Origin of the sequence: Kribbella sp. NPDC003557, assembly GCF_040610805.1 — a bacterium.
In the GTDB taxonomy this organism is placed as follows: Bacteria; Actinomycetota; Actinomycetes; order Propionibacteriales; family Kribbellaceae; genus Kribbella.
The window spans coordinates 187240-212596 of the sequence record NZ_JBEXMY010000002.1; the positions used below are offsets into that span (position 1 = coordinate 187240).

General features: G+C 69.3%; 26 protein-coding genes. 18 read left to right on the forward strand and 8 right to left on the reverse strand.

Annotation, left to right across the window (positions count from 1 at the left end; genetic code table 11):
• The 6 genes from ABZW60_RS06820 to ABZW60_RS06845 all read left to right on the forward strand — a co-directional run.
• On the forward strand, positions 1–199 hold a 199-nt coding region (locus ABZW60_RS06820), incomplete at its 5' end, for a hypothetical protein (RefSeq protein ID WP_355474780.1).
• Positions 196–417, forward strand: a complete 222-nt coding sequence (locus ABZW60_RS06825; protein WP_355474781.1) for a formate dehydrogenase subunit delta — start codon at positions 196–198, stop codon at positions 415–417. The genes ABZW60_RS06820 and ABZW60_RS06825, both read left to right, overlap by 4 nt.
• Positions 418–533: 116 nt before the next feature.
• Positions 534–2390, forward strand: coding sequence for a molybdopterin-binding protein (locus ABZW60_RS06830; RefSeq protein ID WP_355474782.1), 1857 nt, complete (start codon positions 534–536; stop codon positions 2388–2390).
• 147 nt (positions 2391–2537) lie between these two features.
• Complete coding sequence (fdhD, locus tag ABZW60_RS06835) at positions 2538–3395, forward strand: formate dehydrogenase accessory sulfurtransferase FdhD (protein WP_355474783.1); 858 nt, start codon at positions 2538–2540, stop codon at positions 3393–3395.
• Positions 3392–3880: an SRPBCC family protein gene (locus ABZW60_RS06840; protein WP_355474784.1), complete on the forward strand. Its 489-nt coding sequence runs from the start codon at positions 3392–3394 to the stop codon at positions 3878–3880. The genes fdhD and ABZW60_RS06840 overlap by 4 nt, the downstream gene beginning before the upstream one ends.
• A 34-nt stretch (positions 3881–3914) precedes the next feature.
• A complete protein-coding gene (locus ABZW60_RS06845; protein WP_355474785.1) occupies positions 3915–5030 on the forward strand; it encodes a MerR family transcriptional regulator in 1116 nt (371 codons plus the stop codon).
• 4 nt (positions 5031–5034) lie between these two features.
• Here ABZW60_RS06845 and ABZW60_RS06850 read toward each other — a convergent pair whose 3' ends face one another.
• On the reverse strand, positions 5035–5460 hold the full coding sequence (locus ABZW60_RS06850; RefSeq protein WP_355474786.1) for a MerR family transcriptional regulator: 426 nt from the start codon (positions 5458–5460) through the stop codon (positions 5035–5037).
• 20 nt (positions 5461–5480) lie between these two features.
• Positions 5481–6515 carry an aminotransferase class V-fold PLP-dependent enzyme gene (locus ABZW60_RS06855; protein ID WP_355474787.1) on the reverse strand — a complete coding sequence of 345 codons (1035 nt, stop codon included), beginning with the start codon at positions 6513–6515 and terminating at the stop codon, positions 5481–5483.
• A 79-nt stretch (positions 6516–6594) separates the two neighbouring features.
• Between ABZW60_RS06855 and ABZW60_RS06860 the strand changes: the two genes are divergently transcribed.
• From ABZW60_RS06860 to ABZW60_RS06870, 3 genes are all read left to right on the forward strand, one after another.
• Positions 6595–7632, forward strand: a complete 1038-nt coding sequence (locus tag ABZW60_RS06860; RefSeq protein ID WP_355474788.1) for an aldo/keto reductase — start codon at positions 6595–6597, stop codon at positions 7630–7632.
• A gap of 529 nt (positions 7633–8161) precedes the next feature.
• Positions 8162–8554, forward strand: a complete 393-nt coding sequence (locus ABZW60_RS06865; RefSeq protein ID WP_355474789.1) for a transposase — start codon at positions 8162–8164, stop codon at positions 8552–8554.
• 42 nt (positions 8555–8596) lie between these two features.
• The gene (locus ABZW60_RS06870; protein WP_355474790.1) at positions 8597–8779 is read left to right on the forward strand and encodes a hypothetical protein; all 183 of its coding nucleotides are present in this window, start codon (positions 8597–8599) and stop codon (positions 8777–8779) included.
• Positions 8780–8845: 66 nt separating this feature from the next.
• Here the strand turns inward: ABZW60_RS06870 and ABZW60_RS06875 are convergent, their stop codons facing one another.
• Together ABZW60_RS06875 and ABZW60_RS06880 are read right to left on the reverse strand one after the other, a co-directional pair.
• Positions 8846–10531, reverse strand: coding sequence for a DUF222 domain-containing protein (locus ABZW60_RS06875; RefSeq protein ID WP_355474791.1), 1686 nt, complete (start codon positions 10529–10531; stop codon positions 8846–8848).
• Positions 10532–11013: 482 nt separating this feature from the next.
• A complete protein-coding gene (locus ABZW60_RS06880) occupies positions 11014–12135 on the reverse strand; it encodes a peptidoglycan-binding protein (protein ID WP_355474792.1) in 1122 nt (373 codons plus the stop codon).
• Between the two features lie 117 nt (positions 12136–12252).
• Between ABZW60_RS06880 and ABZW60_RS06885 the strand changes: the two genes are divergently transcribed.
• The 7 genes from ABZW60_RS06885 to ABZW60_RS06915 all read left to right on the forward strand — a co-directional run bounded on the left by ABZW60_RS06885 (position 12253) and on the right by ABZW60_RS06915 (position 18897).
• Positions 12253–12447: a hypothetical protein gene (locus tag ABZW60_RS06885; RefSeq protein ID WP_355474793.1), complete on the forward strand. Its 195-nt coding sequence runs from the start codon at positions 12253–12255 to the stop codon at positions 12445–12447.
• 51 nt (positions 12448–12498) lie between these two features.
• Entirely contained in the window at positions 12499–13509 is a 1011-nt protein-coding gene (locus ABZW60_RS06890; RefSeq protein ID WP_355474794.1) for a LacI family DNA-binding transcriptional regulator, read from the forward strand.
• Positions 13510–13600: 91 nt separating this feature from the next.
• The gene (locus ABZW60_RS06895; protein ID WP_355474795.1) at positions 13601–14890 is read left to right on the forward strand and encodes an extracellular solute-binding protein; all 1290 of its coding nucleotides are present in this window, start codon (positions 13601–13603) and stop codon (positions 14888–14890) included.
• An 11-nt stretch (positions 14891–14901) separates the two neighbouring features.
• The gene (locus ABZW60_RS06900; RefSeq protein ID WP_355474796.1) at positions 14902–15843 is read left to right on the forward strand and encodes a sugar ABC transporter permease; all 942 of its coding nucleotides are present in this window, start codon (positions 14902–14904) and stop codon (positions 15841–15843) included.
• A complete protein-coding gene (locus ABZW60_RS06905) occupies positions 15840–16709 on the forward strand; it encodes a carbohydrate ABC transporter permease (protein WP_355474797.1) in 870 nt (289 codons plus the stop codon). The genes ABZW60_RS06900 and ABZW60_RS06905 overlap by 4 nt, the downstream gene beginning before the upstream one ends.
• Before the next feature lie 36 nt (positions 16710–16745).
• Complete coding sequence (locus ABZW60_RS06910; protein WP_355474798.1) at positions 16746–18245, forward strand: alpha-N-arabinofuranosidase; 1500 nt, start codon at positions 16746–16748, stop codon at positions 18243–18245.
• 25 nt (positions 18246–18270) lie between these two features.
• Positions 18271–18897 (forward strand): TMEM175 family protein, encoded by a 627-nt coding sequence (locus ABZW60_RS06915; protein ID WP_355474799.1) that lies wholly within the window; start codon positions 18271–18273, stop codon positions 18895–18897.
• On the opposite strand, the gene ABZW60_RS06920 is transcribed toward ABZW60_RS06915, so the two are convergent.
• Positions 18872–19321 (reverse strand): GNAT family N-acetyltransferase, encoded by a 450-nt coding sequence (locus tag ABZW60_RS06920; RefSeq protein ID WP_355474800.1) that lies wholly within the window; start codon positions 19319–19321, stop codon positions 18872–18874. The genes ABZW60_RS06915 and ABZW60_RS06920 overlap by 26 nt on opposite strands.
• A gap of 10 nt (positions 19322–19331) precedes the next feature.
• Positions 19332–20036, reverse strand: coding sequence for a siderophore-interacting protein (locus tag ABZW60_RS06925; RefSeq protein WP_355474801.1), 705 nt, complete (start codon positions 20034–20036; stop codon positions 19332–19334).
• A 90-nt stretch (positions 20037–20126) separates the two neighbouring features.
• Between ABZW60_RS06925 and ABZW60_RS06930 the strand changes: the two genes are divergently transcribed.
• Positions 20127–22742 (forward strand): GNAT family N-acetyltransferase, encoded by a 2616-nt coding sequence (locus ABZW60_RS06930; protein WP_355474802.1) that lies wholly within the window; start codon positions 20127–20129, stop codon positions 22740–22742.
• Positions 22743–23523: 781 nt separating this feature from the next.
• The gene (locus tag ABZW60_RS06935) at positions 23524–23946 is read left to right on the forward strand and encodes a hypothetical protein (protein WP_355474803.1); all 423 of its coding nucleotides are present in this window, start codon (positions 23524–23526) and stop codon (positions 23944–23946) included.
• Positions 23947–23991: 45 nt separating this feature from the next.
• On the opposite strand, the gene ABZW60_RS06940 is transcribed toward ABZW60_RS06935, so the two are convergent.
• Both ABZW60_RS06940 and ABZW60_RS06945 read right to left on the reverse strand, forming a co-directional pair.
• A complete protein-coding gene (locus ABZW60_RS06940) occupies positions 23992–24843 on the reverse strand; it encodes an SAM-dependent methyltransferase (protein ID WP_355474804.1) in 852 nt (283 codons plus the stop codon).
• 163 nt (positions 24844–25006) lie between these two features.
• Entirely contained in the window at positions 25007–25201 is a 195-nt protein-coding gene (locus ABZW60_RS06945) for a hypothetical protein (RefSeq protein ID WP_355474805.1), read from the reverse strand.
• Positions 25202–25357 lie beyond the last annotated feature (156 nt).

Genomic DNA, 25357 nt, shown 5'->3' on the forward strand with positions numbered 1-25357 from the left:
CACCCCAGAGCCGGTCACCAGCCAGGCCACCCCAGAGCCGGTCACCAGCCAGGCCACCCCAGAGCCGGTCACCAGCCAGGCCACCCCAGAGCCGGTCACCAGCCAGGCCACCCCAGAGCCGGTCGCCGGCGAGGCTGCCCGGGAGTCGGTGGCCGACGGTGTGGCGCCTGAGGCTGTCGTTGCCGGGGGCAAGCGGTGAGCGGCGGCGTGCCGCCGTACGTCCGGCTGGCGAACGAGATCGCCGCCCAGTTCGCCCACCGCACCCCCGATGAGGCCGCCACCGCCATCGCCAACCACATGAAGGCCGTCTGGGATCCGCGCATGAAGCAGGCGCTCATCACCCACGCCGCCTCCGGTGCGACCGACCTGGACCCGACCGCCGCCCTGGCCGCCAAGAAACTCCAGGCTTCCTCGTGACCCCAGGATCGGCGTCCGGGGTGCGGGACCGGTTCGACAAGCCGGGGCGGGTCGGAGAGGCTGGGCCTGTGGAGGACAGGCGCACACCTGGGGCCAGCCGTGGGCGCCGGGACGACATGCCGTGGGATGTTGCTCGGCAGCTGGCGCACGCCGCGGCGCGACCCGGTGCCGTGGTGACGCGGCCGTTGGCCGAGGCCGACGGATGCGTGCTGGCGACGCCGCTGGTGTCGCCGGTCGCGGTGCCCCCGGTAGATCGCGCCGCGATGGACGGCTACGCCGTCCGCGGCGCTGGCCCGTGGCGCGTCATCGGGCACGTGCACGCCGGATGCGCAGACGCCGGCACACTCGAGGACGGCCAGGCAACAAGCATCGTGACAGGCGCAGCAGTGCCAACCGGCACAACGTCCGTCATACGATCCGAGGACGCCGTATTCACAAGCGCGTTGCCGCAAAGCCCGTCCGAAGACACCGTCACCACAGGCGGGGTGCAGGAAAGCCCGTCCGAGGACGCGGGCGTCAGGGCCGGGTTACCAGAGGACCCGCCCGAAGACGCCGTCGTCACCGGCGGGATGCAGGAAAGCTCGTCCGAAGACACCGTCAACACGGGCGGGTTGCTGGAAAGCCCGTCCGAGGACGCAGGTGTCAGGGGCGGGTTACCAGAGGAGCCGTCCGAAGACGCCGTCGTCACCGGCGGGGTACTGGAAAGCCCGTCCGCGGACGCAGGCGTCAGGGCCGGGTTCGTGGAGGGCCTGTCCGCAGACGCCGTCCTCACGGGCGGGGTGCAGGAAAGCCCGTCCGAAGGCGCAGGCGTCACGCGTGGGTTGTTGGAAGGTCCGTCGGAGGAGGGGCGGCACATCCGGCGGGCGGGTGAGGAGTGCAAGCCCGGGGACCAGTTGCTGCCGGCCGGTGTGGTCGTTGGCCCGGCGGTTCTCGGCCTCGCCGCAACAGTTGGTCTCAACCGCCTCACCGTCATCCCACCCCCCACAGTCGCAGCCCTGATCACCGGCGACGAACTGATCCACCAGGGCCCGTCCTCCCCCGGCCGAGTCCGCGACGCCATCGGCCCCATGCTCCCCGGCCTGATCACCAGAGCCGGCGCCATCCCAGCCACCGCACCGACCGCCGCACCCGCCGCCGCGTCGGGCACTGCGCCGAACCCTGCCTCGGGCGCCGCACCGAGCCCTACCACGGGCACCGAGCCGGGCACCGGCTCGGGCGCTGCGCCGGGAGGTGCGTCGGGCGTTGCGCCTGGTGCTGCGCGGGGCACCGCACCGGGTGCTCCTGGCGGCACTGCGGCCAGCACCGCACCTGGCATCACACCCGGTGCTGCAGCCGGCACCGCAGCCGGCACCGCACCGGGTGCTGCGGCCAGTGCTGCGGTCGGCACCGCACCCGGTGCTGCGGCGGGTGCTACGCCCGGCACTGCGGGGGTTCGGTATGTGGCGGACTCGCTGGAGCAGTTGGTTGATGCTCTTCGGGGGACGCGGGCTGACCTCATTCTCGTGTCTGGGTCGTCTGCGGCTGGGCCTGCTGATCATCTTCGGGTGGCGCTGGATGTGCTGGGGGCTGAGTTGATCGTCGACGGGGTTGCCTGTCGGCCGGGGCATCCGCAGGCGTTGGCGCAGCTGCCTGACGGGCGGCTGGTGCTTGGGCTGCCGGGGAACCCGTTCGCCGCGCTCGTCGCGTTCTTGACCCTCGGTGTCGCGGCTATCAACCGCCTGCGCGGCCTCCCTCTCCCCGAGCTCCCCCAGATCGCGGTCCCCGGCGGCATCGCCTGTCACCCGACCAGCACGCGACTCGTCCCGATCCGCCTCACCCCCCAAGGCGCCGTACCGGTCGGCCACGGCGGCGCCGCCATGCTCCGCGGCCCGGCCGCAGCCGACGCCCTCGCCGTCGTCGCCCCCGGCCCCGCCGAAGCCATCGCCGCCCGCCTCCTCCCCCTCAACCCCGGACCCCACCCATGGCCCGCCTGACCGTTCCGGCGCCCGGAACCCGCCTCACCCCGGCGCCGGCCGCCTCACTCAACCCCGGACCCCACCCATGGCCCGCCTGACCGTTCCGGCGCCCGGAACCCGCCTCACCCCGCCGCCGGCCGCCTCACTCAACCCCGGACGCCGGCCATGGGTCGGCTGATCGCGCGTCGGCCGGTCGTCCGGATCACGCCGCAGGGCGGGCGCTCACGGCCGGACTCGATCGCGGTCGAGGAGCCGCTCGAGCTGCGCGTCGACGGGAAACCGCTGGCGGTGACGATGCGGACCCCGGGCCACGACGTCGAGCTCGCACACGGTTTCCTGCACACCGAAGGCGTGATCGGAAACGTCGACGACATCCGTGACGCGCGGTATTGCGACTCCCGCGACGACGACGGCCGCAACACCTACAACGTCCTCGACGTCGGCCTCGCCCCGGGCGTCCCCGCGCCGGTCACCGGCGTCGAGCGCAACTTCTACACCACCTCGTCCTGCGGCGTCTGCGGCAAGGCCTCGCTCGACGCAGTCCGGACGAAGACCCGCCACTCCCCGGCCGCCGACGACGTCACGATCAGGTACGACGTACTCGCCGCCCTCCCCGACGCACTCCGCGAACGGCAGCAGGTCTTCGACCGTACCGGCGGCCTGCACGCGGCGGGTCTGTTCACCCCGGCCGGCGACCTGCTCGTCGTCCGCGAGGACGTCGGCCGCCACAACGCCGTCGACAAGGTGGTCGGCTGGGCCCTGCTGAACGGCCGTATCCCGGCCCGCGGCCTGATCCTGATCGTCTCCGGGCGGACCTCGTTCGAGCTCGCCCAGAAGGCCGTGATGGCCGGTATCCCGGTCCTCGGCGCGGTCTCGGCCCCGAGCTCGCTCGCCATCGACCTCGCCACGGAGTCCGGCCTGACCCTGGCCGGCTTCATCCGCAACGGCAGCATGAACCTCTACAGCCGTCCCGAACGGGTAAATGTCGAGTCCGCCGAGGTGCGTACGACGTCCCGGGCATGAACGACTACGGAGTGACCGGTGCGACCACCGGTGTCGAGGTCCTGATCCAGCTGCCGATCCAAGAGGTCTGGTCCGGCATCACCGCGATCGACAGGTACGGCGAGTGGAGCCCGGAGTGCATCTACGGCGCCTGGCTCGAGAAGGACGCGCGGTTCGAGGCACGGAACCGTTTCGCGAACGGGCTCGAGACCTACGTGACCTGCACGGTCACCGCCTTCGAGGAGCCGAAACGCTTCGGCTGGGACGTGTACGGCGGCGAGCCGGTCCCGTTCGCGCACTGGGAGTACGAGCTGGAGGACCGCGGCGCTGCGACGCTCGTCCGGCAGTCCTTCACGCACGGCCCCGGCGACAGCGGGATGCGCATGGACGTCGTACAGCACCCGGACAGGGCGGCCGAGCACATTCAGCGCCGCCTGGATCAGCTGGCCGCCAACATGCGCTCCACTCTCACCGCCATGGAGTCCGCGCTCAACACACCCGCTTGACCCTCACGCGGCGTCAGGTCCCATAGTCGGTGGCGTGGACGATCACTGGACCGTGGGACGCGTAGCCGACCTGGCCGGCGTGAGCGTCCGCACGCTGCACCACTACGACGACATCGGGCTCGTCCGGCCGTCGGCACGAACCCCGGCGGGCTACCGGGCCTATTCGGCGGCCGACGTCGAGCGACTGCGAGAGGTCCTGGCCTATCGACGGCTGGGCTTCGGGCTGCGGGAGGTCGGCGAGCTGGTCGGCGACCCGTCGACCGATGCGGTCGCGCACCTGCGCCGGCTGCGCGGGCTGCTGGTCGAGCGGCGGGATCGTACCGACGCCATGGTGCAGGCGATCGACAGGGAACTCGAGACGCGGGCGAAGGGACTCAAGGTGACACCGGAGGAGCAACTGGAGGTGCTGGGCGCGCGGCTGTACGACGTGATCGGCGGCGCGTACCCGGCGACGCGGCGAACCGAACCACGAATCGCCGCGCGGATCTGGGAGGCGCTCGGAGACGCGCGGACCGTGCTGAACGTCGGCGCGGGCACCGGGTCCTACGAGCCGCCTGATCGCGACGTGACCGCGGTCGAGCCGTCGGCGGTCATGCGTGCCCAGCGGCCGGCCGGCTCGGCGCCGTGCGTGGCCGCCGCCGCGGAGAGCCTGCCGTTCGACGACGGCTCGTTCGACGTCGCGATGGCCGTCTCGACCGTTCACCACTGGGCGGATCCGATCGCCGGGCTGCGCGAGATGCGCCGGGTGGCGCGGCGCGTCGTGGTGTTCACGTTCGACACCGACGAGCCCGGCTGGCAGGACCGGTTCTGGCTGACCCGCGACTACCTGCCCGAGTTCGCGTCCGTCCTCGAGGGCTTCCCCTCGCTCGCCGGGATGGGCGACGCGATCGGTGCCCGTGCCCAGCCGGTACCCGTCCCGTGGGACTGCGCCGACGGGCTGTTCGAGGCGTACTGGCGCCGGCCGGAGGCCTACCTGGAGGACCGCGTCCGGCGCGCGATGTCGGTGTGGACGAGAGTGGGGCCGGAGGCCGAGCAGCGCGCGGTACGACGGCTCGGCGACGACCTCGCCTCCGGCCGGTGGGCCGAGCGCAACAGCGAACTCGTCGACCTCGACGCGGCCGACCTGGGCCTCCGTCTGCTCGTCGCCTGAATGCTCAGGAGGCTTCGCTGGCTGCCTGTGTCGACGGGGTCACCCACAGGCAGTCGGCGGTGCCGGCGTCGACGTGCTGCTGATAGATGTCGACCTTCCAGGTGATCACGTTGAGGCACTCGTTGAGTTCCTCGATCTGCGCGCGGACGAAGTCCTGGTGGCTCTTGAGCAGGGCCAGCCGGTCCGCCTCGTTGCCGACTCCCTGCCGGACCAGCTCCGTGTACTTGCGGATCGTGTCGAGCGGCATCCCGGACGAGCGGAACTTGATGCACATGGTCAGCCAGTCGACGTCGTCCTCGCTGTAGACGCGGCGCCCGTTCGACTCCCGCCGTACCGGATCCGCGAGCAGGCCCTCCCGCTCGTAGAACCGCAGTGCGTGCACACTCAGCCCGGTCCGCTCCGCCACCTGCCCGATACTCAATCCACCCATGGCGGCACCTTAACTCCCTGCTAGATCAACGGCTTCAGGGCCGAGAGCGCCTGCTGGACGTCGGCACGCGTGGTGTAGATGTGGAACGACGCGCGGAGCCGGCCGTCGCGGACGGCGGCGCGGATACCGGCCGCCGCGAACGCCTCCTGGGCGCCGGGCAGGCTTGTGCTGACGATGGCGCTGTTCGACGGTTCGAGGCCGAGACCTGCGCGGAACTCGTTGGCCAGCGCGAGGTTGTGCTCGTGGATGGTCTCGACGCCGATCTGCTCCACCAGTTCCAGGGCCGACGCCGCGCCGACGAAGCTGAACCAGGCCGGCGACTGGTCGAATCTCCGCGCATCCGGGGCGAGGTCCATCACCGGGCCGTAGTACGACCCGTGGATGTCGCGTCCGGCGTACCACCCCGCCGCCGACGGCCGGCAGCGTTCCTGCAGCCGCGGGGAGAGGTACCCGAAAGCCGCGCCCCGCGGTGACATCAACCACTTGTAGCCGTGGACGACCAGCGCGTCGACGCCGTCGACCGTGATCGGATGCCAGCCGACGGCCTGGGTCGCGTCGATCACCACGAGCGCGCCGATCCGCTTGCTGGCGGCAACAACCGCGGGCAGGTCCAGGACCACGCCGGTCGACGACTGCACCGCGCTGACCGCGACCAGGTCGATCCCCGGGGTGATCGCCGCGACCAGCTCGTCACCCGGTACGGCGAGGACCTCGACGCCGCGGTCGGCGTGCACCTGCCACGGGAACACGTTCGACGTGAACTCGACGTCGTCGGTCAGCACCTTCGCACGGTCCGGCAACGCGGCCGCGATCGGCGACATCGCCGCGGACACCGTGCTGCCGACGAACACGTCCGCCGGGTCCGCCCCGACCAGCCGCGCGAACGCCGTACGGGTCCGGGTCGTCGACTCGTCCCACGGCTCCCAGCTCGTCGCACCGACCCGCCAGTCGGACAGCGCCGCCTGCAGCGCCTCCCAGGCAGGCTTCGGCGGCAAGCCGTACGACGCGGTGTTCAGCCAGCCCGGCTCGGGATCCCACAGCCCTGCGATGTCCATACGCTCCACCCTAGATCGGACTTGACTTAGACAGCGCTCTAGCTTCTAGCGTTCCGGGCAGCGAACAAAGGAGCTGTAGATGCGGTATCGCATGTTGGGTGGGACCGGGATCGAGGTCAGTACGCACTGTCTCGGGGCGATGATGTTCGGCGCGGTCGGCAACCCCGATCACGACGACTGCGTCCGGATCGTCCACCACGCGCTGGACCAGGGGATCAACTTCGTCGACACCGCGGACATGTACTCGGCGGGTGAGTCCGAGACGATCGTCGGCAAGGCGCTGAAGGGCCGGCGCGACGACGTCGTACTCGCCACCAAGGTGCATTTCCCGCTCGGCGAGGGCCGCAACCGCAGCGGCAACTCGCGGCGCTGGATCACCCGCGCCGTCGAGGACAGCCTGCGGCGCCTCGGCACGGACTGGATCGACCTGTACCAGGTCCACCGGCCGGATCACACCACCGACATCGAGGAGACGTTGTGGGTGCTGAGTGACCTGGTCACCGCGGGCAAGATCCGCACGTTCGGGTGCTCGGCGTTCCCCGCGGAGGACATCGTCGAGGCGTACCACGTGTCCGAGCGGCGCGGGTACGGGCGGTTCCGGACGAACCAGCCGCCGTACTCGATGATGGCGCGCGGCATCGAGCGTTCGATCCTGCCTACGTGTCGGCGGTTGGGCATGGGGGTGCTGACGTACAGCCCGCTGGCCTTCGGGTTCCTGTCGGGGAAGATCCGCAAGAACCAGCCGCTGGATCTGTCCGCGCGGGCCGCGCTCGCACCCGACCGGTTCGAGCCGGCGCTGCCCGCGAACGCGGCGAAGTACGAGGCGGTCGAGCAGCTGGTCGAGGTTGCCGAGGGCATCGGTGTGTCGCTGCCGGAGCTGGCGATGGCGTTCGTCACCACGCACCCCGCGGTCACATCGGTCATCGCCGGGCCACGCACGATGGAGCAACTGGAAGGCCTGCTCAAAGCCGCCGACCTGACCCTCGACGACAAGACCCTCGACCGCATCGACGAGCTCGTCCCACCCGGCACAGACCTCTACCGAGCCGACGCCGCCTGGCAACCCCAGTCCCTCACCGACATCACCCAACGCCGCCGCCCACTCGCGGACCGCTGAGGGCCCTGGGAGACCAAGAGAGAAAAGGACAAGAGCTCAAAGGAGGTCTGTTCGGAAGTCTCGAGTTGGCATTTCAGGCAAGAGATTTGAAGAAGAGGGTTATTCAGAAGGTGGGATGGTCTGAAGACAGGAAAAGGTAAGAGAAATATAGAGTGGTTGGCCTGGTGAGAGTCGGCCGATCGGCCGCCGGTTCGGCGTGGCAGATACACATCGACTCACCGCGATAGAAGAATTGGAGTTACCAGGCTCCAAAACTTCATGCAGGTGGGTCGATGCGGTATCACTCTCTCCACTCGGGCTCGATCGCGACGAGATCGCTGAGTTGGTCGGGCGGGTCTTCCAGGTCCTCGACGGCCGGCCGCGGATACCGGGCCGCCAACCGGGTTTGGGGTTGACCGGCAGGTGGTGCTGGTACTGATGTACTGCGGCAGAACGTGAGCCACAGCGTGCTCGCGGACCTGTACGGCGTCAGTCAGCCGACGGTCTCACGGATCTGTCGCTCGGTGATGCCACTGCTGGATCAGGTGCTATGCCTGCACGAACCGAGCCGACCAGCGTGTTGGCCAACCGTGAGGTCATCGTCGACGGGACGCGCGTGCCGACCGGGAACCGGGCGCACAGCAAGCACAACTACTCCAGCAAACGGCTGCGGCAGGGCCTGAACATCCAAGTCGCCGCCGACGCCGACGGCACCCTGCTCGCCGTCTCGGCGCCGGTCGCCGGTGGCCGCCACGACCGGCGCGCGATCACCGAGTGCGGCGGGGAGGCCGTGCTGAACAACTACACCTGGATCGCCGACGCACCCGCAGGTCCGCCGTCGAACGCGCCATCGGCCACCTCAAGAACTGGAAAATACTCACAGGCGGCTCCGCGGCCGACTCACCGAACTACCCAATATCATCCGCACCACCAGCCGCCTTGAGTTCTACCGCCTCGGATGGTGACTTCTGAATAGCCCTCAGATTTGAAGAAGAGTAAGAGATTGAGAGTGGTGGCCGGCTTCGGTGGTCCGCCGTGGGTTTGCCCGCGTGATCTGGGCGTCACTCTGATCGTCAGCGGCCTGATCATGCTGGCCGGCGTCATCGTTGCGTTACTCGGCCCGGGGCATCCCTTCGCTGACTCCGAGAAGGGCTCCGCCGTTTCCTGATCCGCCGCAGCACAACGGTCTCCTGCCCGCAGGTCTGCGGGTAGGAGACCGTTGTGTTGGCCGGCCTCAGCCGGTGGCTGCGAAGTCGGCCGCTTGCTGGAGGGAAGCCTGGTCGGCCCGCCACCGCGAGCGATCGGCGACGGTCTGCACCGCGACGCCCTCGGCCGCCCGCGGGCCAGCCTCGGTGGCCTCGATTTCGCGCGAGCCAGTCATGCCGTCGGGTGGCTGGGCGCGCGGGGTTGCGGTACGTCGCGCTGTGGCAGGCGTGGGAGCGGGCTCGGCCCAGCTGGGGCGGGTGACGTGGACGATGCCGTCGCGGATGGTGATGTGCCAGTGGCCGGCGTGGACGTCGGTGTGGTGGCGGCGACAGAGCAGGGCCAGGTTGTCGACCTTGGTGTCGCCGCCGTCGATCCAGGAGAGCAGGTGGTGGGCGTCGCACATGATCGGCGGTGCACCGCAGACCACGCAGCCGCGGTCGCGGGCGTCCAGGGCGCGCCGCATCGCCTTGGTGACCAGCCGTTCGCGGCGCCCGACATCCAGCGGCTCGGAGTTCGAGCCCAGCACCAGCGGGATGACGTTCGCGTCACAGGCCAGCCGCCGGATCGTGGCCGCCGACAGCCCACCGCTGTACACGGTGCGCCCGATCGCGTCCGCGGTCGCGGCCTTCAGGTCCTCGAAGTCGATCGTGACCGTGATGGTCGCCTTCGCCCTGTACCTGGCCACCCGACCATCCCTCCCCGTACTGCCCGCGTTGCCTGCGCTGCCCGTGGCGGGTGCAGCTGCGGTGGGTGCGGTGGGTGCGGTGGGTGCGGTGGGTGCGGTGGGTGCGGTGGGTGCGGTGGGTGCGGTGGGTGCGGTGGGTGCGGTGGGTGCGGTGGGTGCGGTGGGTGTGGTGGGTCGCGTGGTGTCCCATGCGGCGGCGGCGATGCTGAGGGCGGTGGACAGCGCGTCGGCCTGGCGTTTGTCGCGGGGTCTCGGGTCGGGTTCGCCGTCGATGGTTTTGTGGGGGCGGGCGCCGGCGTGGACGACGGCGCGCAGGAGTTCGGCGTTCTCGCATGCCAGGAAGCCGGTGAGCTTCACGCCGTTGTCGGCGGCGGTGAGGGTGAGGGATTCGCGGGCGTAGGCCTTGTGTTCTTCGGGTTCGGGGCCGTCGGAGTCCAGCAGGTCGGCGATCTCCTTGGCGGCGGTGCGGAGTTCGCCGGGTGACAGGTGGCCGGCTAGCCCGACCAGCTGTTCCGCGGCGGCGTCCAGGTGTTCCACCGGGACCCGGGACCTCACCCGGTCGAGTCCGAACACGATCGCGGCCGCCTGCGCCGGACGCAGCAACCACCCACCGCCCCCGGATCCACCCTCTCCGGCTCCGCTGTCTCCGGCTCCGCCGTCCGATCCGCCGTCCGCGGATCGGCTGTCGTCCGACCCGCTGTCGTCGGATTGATTGGTGTCGGGTGCGGCGGTGGTGGCCGAGGAGGCGGTGCGGTCCAGGGCGGTGGATACGGCTGGGTAGTGGGTGGCGGATTGGGTGAGGCGGAGGGTGCGGCGCGCGGTGGGGGCGTCCAGGCGGTAGCGGAAGCGCAGGAGTTCGGCGGTGTCGCGGGCTCCGAGTTCTTCGGCGTACCCGGTGGTTTCGATGGCGGCGATGACGCTCAGCCGGTAGGCCTCCAGGCGGGCGAGCTCGGACTCGAGCGTGTCGAGGGTGGACAGCAGTTCGCTGCCACTCATCGACCACGCCGGCCGCCCGCCCAGGAGTTCCATGTCCTCGACACTAGACGGTGCCACCGACAGTTTCCGAACCGGAATCCCCTTATTTTGTGGGCTTTTCGTGGGCCCACACCCCAGTAAACACCTTCGCATCCTGCAGGCTGAGCGTCCGCGGCCACGTACGACAGCACCCACTTCGGTCCTCCGTCAGTACCAGCGTTCCTTCAACCAGTACCTTGCGGTTGGCGCGTCCAGATCCGCGAAGGCTGTCTGACTGACGTTTCGGCCCAGGTACATCAGCACCAGCACGAGCTGCCGGGACAACCCGAGCGCAGGCGACCCGCGAAGGCAGACCGAGCCAGCCAGGCACCCAGCCGCTCTATTCCCTTGTCCTTCTCTGCACTTCTTCCTCTGAGAGCTTCTGAGTACCCCCTCAGTGGTTGTATGCCTGGCCAGGTTGGCTTGCGTCCAGAGCCTGCCGAGGCGACGACTGTAAGCGCGGGCCGCGCTCGCGCTGGCCCACGCGACCGAATCCCTTACTTGCCTGACTGGAGGGCTGTCCAGGTGACTGGGCCTGCTACTCCGTCTGGTGTTAGTTGGCGGGTGGATTGGTAGTCCTTGGTTGCGGTTTCTGTTTGGGGGCCGAACTGGCCGTCTATGGTGACGGTTCGGGTCAGGGCTGCGGTGAGGGATCGTTGGAGGCGGCGGACGTCTGGGCCGGTGGCGTTCAGGCGGAGGGTTGGTTGGGTGCCGGCAGCAAGGAGTGCGGTCCAGGTTTTGGGGCCGATGGCGCCGTCGGCGGGGAGGCCTACCTTGGTCTGGAAGGCTTTCGTGGTGTCTGTTGTCGCGGCGTCGAAGGTGCCTGACGGTTCGTTGGTGCTACCAAGGAGACACTGGGCGGCCTTGACTGCCGCGCCGGTGGAGCCGGACTGGATCGTCGGGTACGCCGTGAAGTCCAGGTTCGTGCTCGCGCACGTCTGCGTGCTGTTCACGAAGGCGTTCGCCGCCGCCTCCCCCTTGCTCACCGCATCGGCCGCGTTCTCGATCGGAGTCGACGTGACGCCGGGGAAGAGGATGTACGTGACGACAGCACCGTCCACCCCGCCGGACGACGGGTTCGGGTTGATGCCGAGCTGCTGCGCCAACTTGTACGAGCCCTCCCCGATGATTCCGGTCGGCCCCTGGTCCCCGACCACGGCGTACGCGACCTTGTCCTGGTACACGACCGCGGCCACGGTCCCCCCGCCGACGCCCGCCGTCCGGTAGTCCCAGATCGAGCTCGGCAACGGTACGACGATGAACGGCAGCCCCGCCGAGTTGAGCGGCTTGCCGTCGGACTGATGCCACGACGTGTCGGGCTGGAACGACGGGTCGGTGTTCTCGTTGCACTGCGTCGTCCGCTGCCCGTCGCAGTCGATGTCGAGGTCCGCGGTCCAGTGCACCGCGTCCCCCGACCGGCACACCGCGGCGGTCTTGGCGCCACCTGAGTCGTGCGCGTATTTCCCGCTCGACAACTGCGACTCACACGATGCCCGGCCGCGCAGCTGGTCGGCGCTCGGACCAGCCAGCTCGTCGGCCTGGGATTCGCGGACGGGCACCAGCAACGCCAACCCGGCCAGCGCCAGGACAAGACAGGCAAAAATCCAGCGGCGAACCATCGCAACCTCCGAGGGGCGGAACGGAAGATGAAGGTTTTCGCCCAATACAGTACAGCCAGTCGTTACTAATTAACAGGCCGTACGCTGGTGCCAGCGACAACTGTCAGGGAGGGCGCGATGAGCTTCGACAGGCCGGGCCTGCCGCATCCGGGTCACGAGCTGGATCCGGCGGTGGAGGACACGCTCCGCGAGGAAGGTGTCGAGCTGAGCGGTGACGAGCCCGACATCCCGGAGCACCCGGGCAGCCGGTCGGCCGGTCCGCAGCCCAACCCGCCGCGGCGCCCGCCGCACGACGTACCCGCCACCGACTGAGCGCCGCATGAGCCGTGCACTACCGTGGCTGCCCATGACGGGGATGACGCCATGGCGGTGACGATGCGCGACGTCGCGCGCGAGGCGGGCGTGTCCCCGAAGACGGTCTCGAACGTGATGAACGGATACCCGTACATCCGCGAGGAGACCCGGACCAAGGTGCTCGCCGCGATCGACGCTCTCGGCTACCGGATGAACCTGTCCGCCCGGAACCTCAAGTCCGGCCGCACCGGCGTGATCGCGCTCGCGGTCCCCGAGCTCAGCAATCCGTACTTCGCGGAGCTCGCCGACGCCGCGATCGCGGCCGCCGGCGAACACGGCCTGACGGTGATGATCGAGACCACCGGCGCCGACCGGGAGCGGGAGCTGACCGCGCTCGCCCGGCCCCGCGGGCACCTGGTCGACGGCCTGCTCTACAGCCCGCTCGGACTCGGCCCCGAGGACGTCGACCAGCTGCGCACACACACGCCGATGGTGCTGCTCGGCGAGCGGATCTTCCACGGCCCGGTCGACCACGTGATGATCGACAACGTCGACGGTACGAAGGCCGTGGTCCGGCACCTGCTCGACCAGGGCCGGCGCAAGATCGCCGTGATCGGCATCCGCCCCGGCGAACTGGTCGGCACCGCCGCCATCCGGTACGGCGCCTACGCCGAGACCCTGCGGGAGTACGGCGTCGCCGTCCCCGAGAAACTGGCCGTCTCGGGCGGGAAATGGCACCGGTCGAGCGGCGCCGACGCGGTGGCGGAGCTGCTCGCCCTGGGCGACGACTTCGACGCTGTCTTCGCACTGAACGACACCCTGGCCCTGGGCGCGATCCGGGCGCTCGCCGCGCGCGGTGTGCGGATCCCCGACGACGTGGCGGTGGCGGGCTTCGACAACATCGACGAGGCCAGTTACAGCAGCCCGACGCTGACCACGGTCGACCCGGACCGGGTGCACATCGCCCGGACGGCGGTCGACCTGCTGGTCGAGCGGATGGCCGGCGACGTCTCCGAGCACCGCGAGATCGTCTCGCCGTACGTGCTCCACACCCGGGAATCCACGCTCGGCGCGAACTGAGGCCTTGACGGTCCAGGAGCACTTGGGCATCCTTTCTACACCGATGTAGTACATCGGTGTAGATCCGTGCTCCACTCCGGCTGGAGGACAGATGCGCCCAGACTCCCCACCCCTGCGTCCCGGGCGTCGAGCAGTACTTGGTGGCCTGCTCGGCGCCCTCGCCCTGACCGGCTGCGGAACCCTCCGCAGCAGACCGAAGGTCCGCGAGTGGAACCTGTTCGGCGGCGGCGACGGTGCCCGCCTGCTGCAGATCCACCAGCAGTACGTCGCCGAGCACCCGGACGTCGCGTTCGAGGCCCACACGCTCGCCTGGGGACCGCCCTTCTACACGAAGCTCGCGATGTCCGCGGCCGGCGGCCGGGCGCCCGAAGTGGCGACCCTGCACCTGTCCCGGCTCAAGGGATTCAGCCCGGCCACGATGCTCGACCCGATCCCGGTGGACCTGCTCGCCGACGCCGGCGTCACCGAGTCCGACTTCCTGCCGACATCCTGGAACCGCGCGGTCGTGGACGGCAAGCTGTACGCCGTCCCGCTCGACACGCACCCGTTCGTGCTCTACTACAACACCGAGATCTGCCAGAAGGCCGGGCTGCTCGAGCCGGACGGCCGGATCAGGACCGTCAAAGGCGTCGACGCGTTCCTCGAGATGCTGAAGGCCGTCAAGGACGTCACCGGCAAATTCGCCGCGTCGGTCGAGACCACCAACCCGTGGCGGCTCTGGTGGACGCTGTACGGGCAGCTCGAGGGGAAGTTCTTCGACGACACCGGCACCCGGCTGGTCCTCGACGACGCCAAGGCGCTGGAAGCCCTGAACCTGATGGCGAAACTCGCCGCCGACGGTCTCACACCGCGGTCGTCCAACTACTCGGCCCTGGTCGCCCAGTTCAGCAACGGCGACGCCGGCCTGAGCTTCAACGGCGAGTGGGAGGTGACGACGTACCAGACCGCGAAGATGCCGTTCAGCATGGCGCCGTTCCCGGTCGTGTACGACGTCCCGAAGTACGCCGGTGACGCGCACACGTTCGTGCTGCCGCACCAGAGCAACCGCGACAAGGCGGACACCAAGGCGACCGTCGAGTACATCGCCTGGATGCTCAAGCACAGCGCGGACTGGGCGGCCGGCGGCCACGTCCCGGCGTACCAGCCGGTGGCGAAGAGCCAGGAGTACCTGAACCTCAAGCCGCAGGCGGAGTACCGCAGTGTGGCGCCGGACGTGCTGTTCGACCCGGACGCGTGGTTCAGCGGGTCCGGCGCGCAGTTGCAGAACGAGGCCGCCGCGGCGTTCAGCGGCGTGTTCTCCGGTCAGGCGACGCCGAAGGCCGCGCTCGCGCAGTTCAAGGCCGCAACCCAGAAGCTCCTCGACACCCCGTCACCGGTCTAAGGAGGTCGGTCATGGCCGTAGAGACACCATCGCGCGTCACCACCGGTACGCCGCCGGCCGCGGCGAAGCCGGAGACCGGACAGCCGTGGAAAGAACGCTGGGGCGGCCTGTTCTTCGTCGCGCCGTTCCTGCTGCTGTTCGCCCTGTTCATGCTCTGGCCGATCGTTTCCGGCCTGTGGAACAGCTTCTTCAACACCAGTCTGGCCGGCGTCAAGCACGAGTTCCTCGGCCTGCAGAACTGGCGGGACCTGTTCGGCGACCCCGCCGTCTGGGCGTCGCTGAAGAACACCCTCGTCTTCACCGCGATGAGCACGCCGCCGCTGGTGATCATCGCGCTCGTGATGGCGCTGCTGGCCAACCGGCGCGGTGTGCTGGGCTGGCTGTTGCGGTTCTCGTACTTCGCTCCGTTCGTGCTGCCCGCCACGGTCGTGACGCTGATCTGGGTGTGGATCTACCAACCGGGGTTCGGCCTGGTGAACGGCCTGCTGACGGCCGGCGGGTTCGCCGAGATCGACTGGCTGAACACCGAGAACCGGGCGATGCTCGCCGTGGTGATCACGACCGTCTGGTGGACGGTCGGGTTCAACTTCCTGCTCTACCTGGCCGCCCTGCAAGGAATCCCGGCGCAGGTCTACGAGGCGGCCGCGATCGACGGCGCGAACGGCCGGCAGCAGCTGTTCCGGATCACGCTGCCGTTGCTGAGCCGGACCACCGGGCTGATCGTCGTGCTGCAACTGGTGGCGTCGCTGAAGATCTTCGACCAGATCTACCTGATGACCAACGGCGGCCCGAACTACGCGACCCGGCCGATCATCCAGTACATCTACGAGTCCGGCTTCACCAGCTACCGGATCGGCTACGCGTCCGCGATCTCGTACCTGTTCTTCGCGGTCATCGTGATCGTCGCGGTGGCGCAGTTCAAACTGTTCTCCGGCCGGGGGGAGGAAGCGTGACGACCGCAACGTTGCCAGTAGCAACCAGAACGCCGCGTCGCAGGCAGCCATGGACCTTCCCGAAGGCGGCGAGTGCCGTCGGCGCGGTGATCCTCGCCGTGATCTGGCTGGTGCCCTTGCTCTGGGCTCTGGACACGTCGCTGAAGCCCGAGCCGGAAACCACCCGGGCCCCGATCACCTGGTTGCCTGAGGCACCGACCGCCGACGCCTACCGCAGCGTCATCGACCAGGGCGACCTGATCCGCTGGTTCCTCAACAGCACCGTCGTGTCGATCCTCGTGACCGCACTGACACTGGTCGTCTCGGTGCTCGCGGCGTACGGGTTCTCCCGAACACGGTTTCCGGGCCGCCGGGTGCTGTTCGGGCTGATCATCGCCGGCATCCTGGTGCCGCCGCAGGTGCTGATCGTGCCGCTGTTCCAGGAGATGACCGGCCTCGGGCTGGTCGACACCTACTGGGGCATCGTGCTGCCGCAGGTGGTCGCGCCGGTGATGGTGTTCGTGCTGAAGAAGTTCTTCGACGGCATCTCCCGCGACTACGAGGACGCCGCCCGGGTCGACGGCGCGTCCCGGTGGCGGATCGTCTGGAGCGTGATGGTGCCGATGTCGCGACCGATCCTGGTCGCGGTCGGCATCTTCACGTTCATCGGGGCCTGGAACAACTTCCTCTGGCCCTTCATCGTGACCACCGACCCGTCAATGATGACGATCCCGGTCGGCCTCGCCAACGTGCAGGGCTCGTACGGCCTGCGCTACGCCCAGATCATGGCCTCGGCCGTGCTGGGCGGGCTTCCCCTGCTGATCGTCTACGCCTTGTTCCAGCGCCACGTCGTCCGCGGTGTCGGCGACGCGGGGATCAAGGGCTAGACGCCGCGGCTGATCCACCACGACAGGAGCAACCTGGTGCCCACTGCCCATCTGACCATCGATCCGGCGTTCACGATCGCGCCCGTGAACCGCCGGACCTTCGGGACCTTCGTCGAGCACATGGGCCGGTGTGTCTACACCGGCATCTACGAGCCCGGCCACGCGACCGCGGACGAGGACGGTTTCCGCAAGGACGTCCTGGAACTGACCCGCGAGCTCGGGGTTTCCGTCGTCCGGTATCCCGGCGGAAACTTCGTTTCCGGTTTCCGCTGGGAGGACAGTGTCGGCCCGCGCGCCGACCGGCCGCGGCGGCTCGACCTCGCCTGGCACAGCGTCGAGACCAACGAGTTCGGGCTGGACGAGTTCAGCCGCTGGTGTGCCAAGGCCGGCGTCGAGCCGATGATGGCGCTCAACCTCGGCACCCGCGGCGTCCAGGAGGCGCTCGACCTGCTCGAGTACGCCAACCACCCCGGCGGTACGACGCTGTCCGACCTGCGCGAGCAGCACGGCGCGGCGCCGTACGGGATCAAGCTGTGGTGCCTCGGCAACGAGCTGGACGGCCCGTGGCAGGTCGGGCACAAGACCCCGACGGAGTACGGACGGCTCGCGGCGGAGACCGCGCGGGCGATGCGGATGGTCGACAAGGACCTCGAGCTCGTCGCCTGCGGCTCGTCGTCCTCGCGGATGCCGCTGTTCGGCACCTGGGAACGCGACGTGCTGCGGGAGACGTACGAGTTCGTCGAGTACATCTCCTGCCACGCGTACTACGGCAACGACGACGGCGACACCGCGTCGTTCCTGGCGTCCGCGGTGAACATGGACCACTTCATCGACTCCGTGGTGGCGACCGCGGACCACGTCGGCGCGGAACTCAAGAGCAGCAAGAAGATCGGCATCTCGTTCGACGAGTGGAACGTCTGGTACGGCGACCGCTCCCGCCGGACCGACGGACCGGCGGATCAGTGGGAGGTGGCGCCGCGCCGGATCGAGGACGAGTACAACGTCACCGACGCGGTCGTGGTCGGCAACCTGCTGATCTCGCTGCTGCGGCACAGCGACCGGGTCGGCGTCGCGTGCCTCGCCCAGCTCGCGAACGTGATCGCGCCGATCATGACCGAGCCCGGCGGCGCGGCCTGGCGGCAGCCCACCTTCCACCCGTTCGCGATCACCTCCCGGCTCGCGGCCGGTCAGGTGCTCCGGATCGAGACCGATTCGCCGCTGGTGTCCACGGCGAAGTACGGCGAGGTGCCCGCGGTCGACGCGGTGGCGACGTACGAGGACGGCAAGCTCGCGCTCTTCGCGGTGAACCGCTCGACCGAGGGACCGGTCGAGCTGACCGTCGACCTCAGCCGGGCCGGCGTGACCTCGCTCGACGAGGCCGTCATCGTCCACGACGAGGACCCGCTCGCGACCAACTCGGCCAACCAGCCCGACCGCGTTACCGCACAACCGGCCGACGCACGGCTCGAGGACGGCAAGCTGACGATTACGCTACCGGCGATCAGCTGGACAGCGCTTTCTCTGTCGACCAACTGATCACCGTGGGCTCAGACTGTGGGCCGTGAGCACACAGTCCGACCTTGCCGAGACGAACCGTCTCGAAGCCTTCAGTGACGGCGTCTTCGCGATCGCGATCACCCTCCTCGTCCTCGAACTGCACAGTCCCGAGCTCGAGGAGGGTGAGCGGTTGTGGCCGGCCCTGTTGCACGAATGGCCGCAGTTCGCGGCGTACCTGACCAGCTTCGCGATCCTCGGCATCATGTGGGTCAACCACCACTCGATGTTCCGCCAGATCAAGCGTGCCGACCGCGGGCTGATGTTCCTCAACCTGCTCCTGCTGCTGTGGGCGACGTTGCTGCCGTTCCCGACCAGTCTGTTCGCCGAGCATCTCAAGGACGAGTCAAGCAACGCGCACGTCGCGGCTGCCGTCTACAGCGCGAACCTGACGCTCGCGGCGATCGCGTTCAGCCTGATCTGGTGGCACGTGCTGCGCAATCACCTGGTCGACCACGACATGTCCAAGGCGGAGGTCCGCAAGTCGCTGCTGCGCTACTCGATGGGCACGGTCGTCTACGGAGCCTGCATCGGCATCTCGTTCGTGTCCGCCCAGGTGACGCTGCTGATCGTGTTCCTGCTGGCGCTGTACTACGGATTCGAGCAGGTCAGGACGCGCGGCGGAACTGCGTGATGTAGATGCCGGAGGCAACCTCTACCTCGCCGACCGGGGTGTAGCCGCGGGACTTGTAGAGGTTGACGGCAGGGGGGTTGGCCGAGCCCGTCGAGACCTGGCTGATCGGGCGTGGTTCGATCCGGTCGAGGTGATCGAGGAGGGCTCGGCCGTGCCCGCGGCGGGCGTGCGCGGGGTCGACGATCAGGCGGTCGATCTCCACGGTGTCCGCCGAGACCTCATAGGCGACCGCCCCGACCAGCGTGTTCCCGTCGTACCGCCCGAGCCAGTGTTCGGTCGACGACATCAGCCCGTCGAGGTCCTCCTGCAGCGGCGGGATGCCGTCGAAGCCGATCAGCTCGGCCTCCACGGCGTACGCGGCGTGCTGGATCGTCAGCAGTCGCTCGGCGAGGGTGCGGTCGGTGACGTCGAGCGGCGTGATCACAGCCGTCAGGTTACGCGGCCTTCCAGTAGCCGAGGGACTTCACCCGATGCTTCGGGACGGCGAGGTTCTTCAGGACGTACGACGTGAGCGCGCGGGTGGTGACGGTGTCGCACGCGATCCACACGTAGGTGTCCGGGGTGACGAGCTCCTGGAGGCCGGCCTTCACCTGCTCGACCAGCTGCGGCCGCGGCACGGTCCGGAGGTCGTGGTGGTCCTCGACGCGGAACGGCAGCTCGTGGTCACCGTCGTGGGTGGTCTCGAACCAGATCGTGGCCGGTACCTTCGGCGCGACCGCGAGCAGCGAGTTGATGGCCGGCAGCGAGGCCGGATCGCCGACGACCAGCATCCGCGGCGGCAGCGGATCCGGTGCGTCGAACCCGGTCCCCTGCACGGTCGCCTCGATCGTGTCGCCGGGCTCGGCCTTGCGCGACCAGTCGCTCGCGCAGCCGTCGTGCAGCGCGAACTCCAGGCTGAACGTGCCGGCGTCGACATCCGGATCGACCAGTGTGTACGCACGCTGGTGCGGCTTGCCGGCGTTGTCGAACCACAGCCGCACCCACATCGTCGGGTGCACGCCGAGCGCCCGCAGCAGACCGCCGTCGGTGAAGTGCACCCGGCGGTACCGTTCGGTGACCTGCTCCGCGCCGGTCACGGTGAAGGTGAAGTCCTTCGCCCGGAACAGCTTGAGCACCACGCCTTCCCAGCCATGCCTCACGATGGACCTCCAGCGAGAATTGCGGTTGTCTGGAACGAATGCTGCCGAGTAAGTTAGCGCAGCCTAACCTAACTGAAATGGGGGCTGTTTGTGAACGCGAGGGTGTTCCGGGACACGTACGGCGTACCGCACCTGCAGGCCGGGGATCCGCTCGCGTTGGTGTACCTGCAAGGCGTGAACGCCGCGCGGGACCGGGCCTGGCAGATCGAGCTGGAGCGCCGGCGGTACCTCGGCACGAGCGCCGCGTTCCTCGGCGCCGAGGCGGCGCCGTGGGACGTGTTCGCCCGGCAGGCGCGGCTGGCGGACACGGCACAGCGGTGCTTCGAGTCGCTCGACGACGAGACGCGCGAGTGGGTCACGGCGTACGTCGAGGGCGTGAATCATGCGCTGCCGGGCGGGGCGGCGCGGGCGCCCGAGTTCGCGGAGACCGGGCTGACGCTGCAGGAGTGGGAGCCGTGGACGCCGCTGGGGATCTGGCTGGCGGTGCACATCCTGTTCGCCGGGTTCCCGTCCAAGCTGTGGCGTACCCACGTCGCCGCCCAGCTCGGGGAGGCGTCGCTGGAGCTGTTCTCGTCGGAGGGGCCGCACGGGGCGGGGAGCAACGGGTGGTTGATCCCCGGGTCGCACACCGCCGGCGGGCAGGCGATCGTGGCGGGTGATCCGCACCGCTACATCGAGAGCCCCGGTGTGTATCAACAGATCCGGCTGACCTGCCCGGAGTACGACGTGCTCGGGCTGGCCGTTCCCGGGATCCCTGGGCTCGCACACTTCGGGCATACCGGGGGTGTCGCCTGGGCGATCACGAACGCGATGGCCGACTACCAGGACCTGTACGCCGAACAGCTGCGCCGGACCGGATCGGCGGTGGAGGCCCTGGGGCCGGACGGCTGGGAGCAGGCTTCCGCGCACACCGAGACCGTCGAGATCGCCGGCGCGGACGCCATCGAGGTCGAGGTGATCGAAACCGCCCGCGGGCCGATCATCACCCATGGCCCGAGGAGCACTGGTGGTGTCGACGGAGCCGCGGTGGAGTCGGCGATCGCTCTCCGCTACCCGCCCCGGGTGACCGGGCAGCTGGGTTTCCAGGTGATGAGCCGGTTGCTGCGGGCAACCACCGTGGGAGACGTGGACGCCGCGTTCGACGAGTGGGTCGAGCCGGTCAACGTCGTCCTGGCCGCTGATACCGCGGGTGGGCTGCTGCATCGGACCGCCGGTGTAGTGCCGAGGCGGGAGCGGGCGAACATGCTGCGGGTCGTGCCGGCCTGGGACGCGGCGTACGCCTGGGACGGCTGGCACGAGCTGCCGCGGGCGGCGGTCGACGGGCCGGCGGTGATGGCGAACGCGCGCGGCCTCGCGGCGCCGCTCGGGGTCGAGTTCGCCGCGCCGCACCGCGCCGACCGGATCCGCGACCTGGTGGACGCGCGCGACGACTGGACGGTCGACGGCATGCCCGGTATCCACCAGGACACGTACCTGGGCTCGGCTGGCTCCGTCCTCGACCTACTGACCGGCCTCGACGACCTGTCCCCGCGCGCGGACGCGCTCCGCACCGAGCTGTTCGCGTGGGACCGCCGGATGGACGCCACGAGTACGACGGCCTCGTCGTACGCCGCGGTCCGCAAGGCGCTCGTCTCCCGGCTCACCGACCACTTCACGATGCTCGAGAACGCCGACGTGGCCGCGGTCTTCATGCCGTGGATGGACCCGCTCACCCACGTCTCGTACGCGCTGGAGAGCTTGCTCACCACCGACCTGCTCCCGGACGTCAACGTGCGCTGGCTGGCCCGCGAGGCACTCGAAGAGGTGGCCGCCAACAGCCCGCGCCCGCCGTGGGGCGAGACGCACCAACTCGCGCCGCTGCACGCACTACGCGGCCCGGTGTTCGCAGCGAACGAAGTCCCGTTCGACCTCGGGCTGTCCGGCGACCACCACTGCGTGATGTCGACGTCGAGCCTGCCCGGGCTGACCGACGTGTGCATCCGCGCGTCCGCCGCCCGGTACGCGTGGGACCTCGGCGACCGCTCGGCCAGCCGGTGGATCGTGCCACTCGGCGCGTCCGGCGTGCTCGGCGATCCGCACCACCACGACCAGTTGCCGTCGTGGCTGCGCGGCGCGCTGGTCCCCGCGGAGGGCCCCGCGGTCCGGGAGGATCGCACGTACTCGGTGACCGTCGACGGCTTCGGAGCGGTGCGGATCGAGGAGGCGGATCCGGCGCGCGACCTGGACCTGATCCACGCCTGGGTGACGGCGGAGCGGGCGACGTACTGGGGCATGGGCGAGCTGTCGCGGGACGAGATCGAGGCGACGTACCGGTTCCTGGACTCGGTGCCGACCCATCACGTGTACGTCGTGCGGCTGGACGGCGTGCCGGTCGCGTTGCTGCAGACGTACGACCCGCAGGCGGATCCTGCCGGCGCGGCGTACGACATCGAGCCCGGCGATCTCGGCCTCCACCTGCTGATCGCCCCCGGGGACGCCCGCCCCGGTTTCACCGGCCGGCTGGTCGGCGCGCTCGCCCGCTTCGTCTTCGAGCACCTGGGCCACCCACGCATCGTGGTCGAACCCGACGTCCGCAACACCCGCGCGATCGACCGCTTCCACCGCAGCGGCTTCACCCTCGGCCCGGAGGCAAAGATCACCCAACCGAACGGCACCACCAAAACCGCACAGTTCGCGTTCCTCACCAGATCACAGACCCTGGTCTGACCAGGCCCGGGCGGTGGGACCTGCCGTCCAACAGACGGGCGCATCCATGGGGGCCTGGAGGTCTGGGGCAGGTGGTCCTACCCAGTGAGTGATCAGCCAGAATCCGCCGGCACCGACACCGGTACAAACAGCTCCACGGAGCAGCCGCTTGATTTTCCGGCCGTCGAGCTTCCACTTTCCCGAGATGGTGACGTCGATCTTGACGTTCGGCATTTGCACTCCTGCGGGTGTCGTCGGGGTGATTGGGTTCTCACAACCCTGCTCCTGCCCGAGCCCGCTCGGAGTCGTTCCAGACACAATGCAGCAGCCACCTGACAAAGCCGGATAAAGGACTCCAGTGGCTGCGATACTGCGAGGCGGGCAAACCTGACAAAACCTGACGGAGTGATCGATGGTTGGTGTGGGGATGTGGGGTGAGGATCGCCTACCGCCGGGACCGCGCCGCGACTTGGTCTCCGCGGTCCGGGTCTTCTACGAGCTGGCGGGCAAGCCTTCCACTCGCGCGATCAGCCGGCACATGGAAAAGGCCAACTACGACGGCTGGCTGAGCCATGACGGAGTCCAAACCGCCTTGAGCGGTCGAAGGGTTCCGCGGTGGCCGAATCTCGCAGCACTCGTACGATCGCTGGTCGACCTGCGATCCGTCGGCGAAGGCCCGGATCCCGAGGTCGCCGTACGGCAGATTCATGCGCTCTGGCTGAAGGTTGACGATTCCGTGCAAGCTCCCACGTCTCCACGCGATCGGCCTGACAGCGACCGCGTGGTCCCGTCGGAGGTGCCGGTGCCGAATGAACGTACCGCCGACTCCGCGCCGGACCCGAAGCCACCCGCACGTCAGGTGCCGGAGCCGACGATGCCGGCTGCGGTGCCGACGTCGGTGCCGCGGAGTGCGTTGAAGAGCATCCCGAACTGGCCGAAGGTGACGATCAAGCTGTTCGACGACCACAACGCCGAGGTAAAGCTTGCCGGGCGGAGCCACCCGATCAACCACCACGACCCCCGGCAGGCCGCGATCGTCTTCGTCAGCGAACGCGCCGCCCAACTGGGGCGCCCGGTGAGGGTCACCGCGTTCGAACCCGACGGCTCCTCGTGGCCGTTGATCATCCATCCGGACGGCCAGGTCGAGGCGGTCGAGGAAGTGCGCAGTGCCCAGGCGACGAGACGCCGTCGCTGGCCCTGGGCGCGCGACGCCGAGGTCGAATGAGCCCTGCGTAGCACCGCGTGGGCTTGGTCCTCTCCCGGAGAACAGTCAGTTCTTGACGGCGAGGACGGCGGCGATCAGGCGTTGGTAGTCGGTGAGGTCTTCGGGCTCGTCGGGGTTGCGCCATTGGGAGGCGGGGACGAGGCCCGGGTCGAGGACGGTGAAGCCTTCGCCGAAGAGGGCGAGGATCTGGTCGTCGGTGCGCCAGCGGCCGCGGCCGAGGGAGCCCTGGAGGACCTGCTCGAGCTCCTGGCTGCGGGGGTCGTTCTCGCTGCGGAAGTGGCTGATGAAGACGTGGCTGCCGGAAGCGACCCGGTCTTTCCAGAAGCTGACGAGGCCGGCCGGGTCCTCGTCGTCGTTCACGTGGTGCAGGGTGGCGCTGAAGATCACGCCGACCGGCCGGCCGAAGTCGATCAGCCGCACGGTGTCAGGGTGCTCGATGATCGCCTTCGGCTCCCGCAGGTCGGCCTGGATGACCGTGGTGTTGTCGTTCTCGGCGAGCAGCGCGCGGCCGTGCGCGAGCACGATCGGGTCGTTGTCGACATACACCACCTTCGCGTCCGGCGCATACCGCTGGGCGACCTGGTGCACGTTGTCGGCGGTCGGCAGCCCGCTGCCGAGGTCGATGAACTGACGCACCGGCGTCGTGGTGACGATCTCGCGGACCGCGCGGGTCAGCGCGCCGCGGTTGTCGTAGGCGATCACCCGCGAGCCGGGCAGTTCGTTGATGAACCGGTCGCCGAAGGCCCGGTCCACCGCGAAGTTGTCCTTGCCCCCGAGCAGGTAGTCGTACGTCCGGGCGATACTCGGCTTGGTCATGTCGAAGCCCGGGAACGGTGCGTTCTCCGTCACCTGCTCGTCCGCGTCGGCCATCGCCCGGAATCCTTCCTGTCGAGACATGCGTCACTCTATGCGACGCGGAAACCACTCCGCTTCCCGGCCCGGCCTGTCCTGCCGGGTGCGCGACCGCGGGTGGATCCGGGCATGCCACAGCGGCCGTCGGACGACGGCCGCTGTGGTCGGATCGGTGACCTGGTCTGGCGGGCCCTGCCACCGACGGGTGTCAGTTGAGCGTGTGCTTCGGCATCTCGCGGCCGGCCGCGCGGCGCTCGTGGACGGTGGTCTCGCGCACCGCATGGTCCGGGGTGCGTGGTGCCGGGCAGACCGGGCCACGGCGGATCGGGCCGCCACCCAGCTTCCGGCTCTTCCACTGCTTTTCTTCGTAGTCGTAGTAGGTGTCGACGCCTCCGACTGTCATCCGGTCCTCCCGTCAAACCCCCGTCCCCTGCTGGCCCAACAACAGTCCGCCACGATCACCCCGGCAGACAAGCGATTCCGGAAATCACCACGGATCAACACACTCGAACGCCGCGTTCTGTTGGAATGGCCTACAAACGTGACCCTTTGGAAAGTC

Coding starts and splice junctions, on each gene's coding strand:
- ABZW60_RS06890 (WP_355474794.1), top strand. CDS start 12,499: ATGGCGGTGACGATGCGCGACGTCGCGCGCGAGGCGGGCGTGTCCCCG.
- ABZW60_RS06860 (WP_355474788.1), top strand. CDS start 6,595: ATGCGGTATCGCATGTTGGGTGGGACCGGGATCGAGGTCAGTACGCAC.
- ABZW60_RS06900 (WP_355474796.1), top strand. CDS start 14,902: ATGGCCGTAGAGACACCATCGCGCGTCACCACCGGTACGCCGCCGGCC.
- fdhD (WP_355474783.1), top strand. CDS start 2,538: ATGGGTCGGCTGATCGCGCGTCGGCCGGTCGTCCGGATCACGCCGCAG.
- ABZW60_RS06945 (WP_355474805.1), bottom strand. CDS start 25,201: ATGACAGTCGGAGGCGTCGACACCTACTACGACTACGAAGAAAAGCAG.
- ABZW60_RS06880 (WP_355474792.1), bottom strand. CDS start 12,135: ATGGTTCGCCGCTGGATTTTTGCCTGTCTTGTCCTGGCGCTGGCCGGG.
- ABZW60_RS06865 (WP_355474789.1), top strand. CDS start 8,162: ATGCCTGCACGAACCGAGCCGACCAGCGTGTTGGCCAACCGTGAGGTC.
- ABZW60_RS06855 (WP_355474787.1), bottom strand. CDS start 6,515: ATGGACATCGCAGGGCTGTGGGATCCCGAGCCGGGCTGGCTGAACACC.
- ABZW60_RS06830 (WP_355474782.1), top strand. CDS start 534: ATGCCGTGGGATGTTGCTCGGCAGCTGGCGCACGCCGCGGCGCGACCC.
- ABZW60_RS06895 (WP_355474795.1), top strand. CDS start 13,601: ATGCGCCCAGACTCCCCACCCCTGCGTCCCGGGCGTCGAGCAGTACTT.
- ABZW60_RS06875 (WP_355474791.1), bottom strand. CDS start 10,531: ATGGAACTCCTGGGCGGGCGGCCGGCGTGGTCGATGAGTGGCAGCGAA.
- ABZW60_RS06840 (WP_355474784.1), top strand. CDS start 3,392: ATGAACGACTACGGAGTGACCGGTGCGACCACCGGTGTCGAGGTCCTG.
- ABZW60_RS06885 (WP_355474793.1), top strand. CDS start 12,253: ATGAGCTTCGACAGGCCGGGCCTGCCGCATCCGGGTCACGAGCTGGAT.
- ABZW60_RS06940 (WP_355474804.1), bottom strand. CDS start 24,843: ATGTCTCGACAGGAAGGATTCCGGGCGATGGCCGACGCGGACGAGCAG.
- ABZW60_RS06850 (WP_355474786.1), bottom strand. CDS start 5,460: ATGGGTGGATTGAGTATCGGGCAGGTGGCGGAGCGGACCGGGCTGAGT.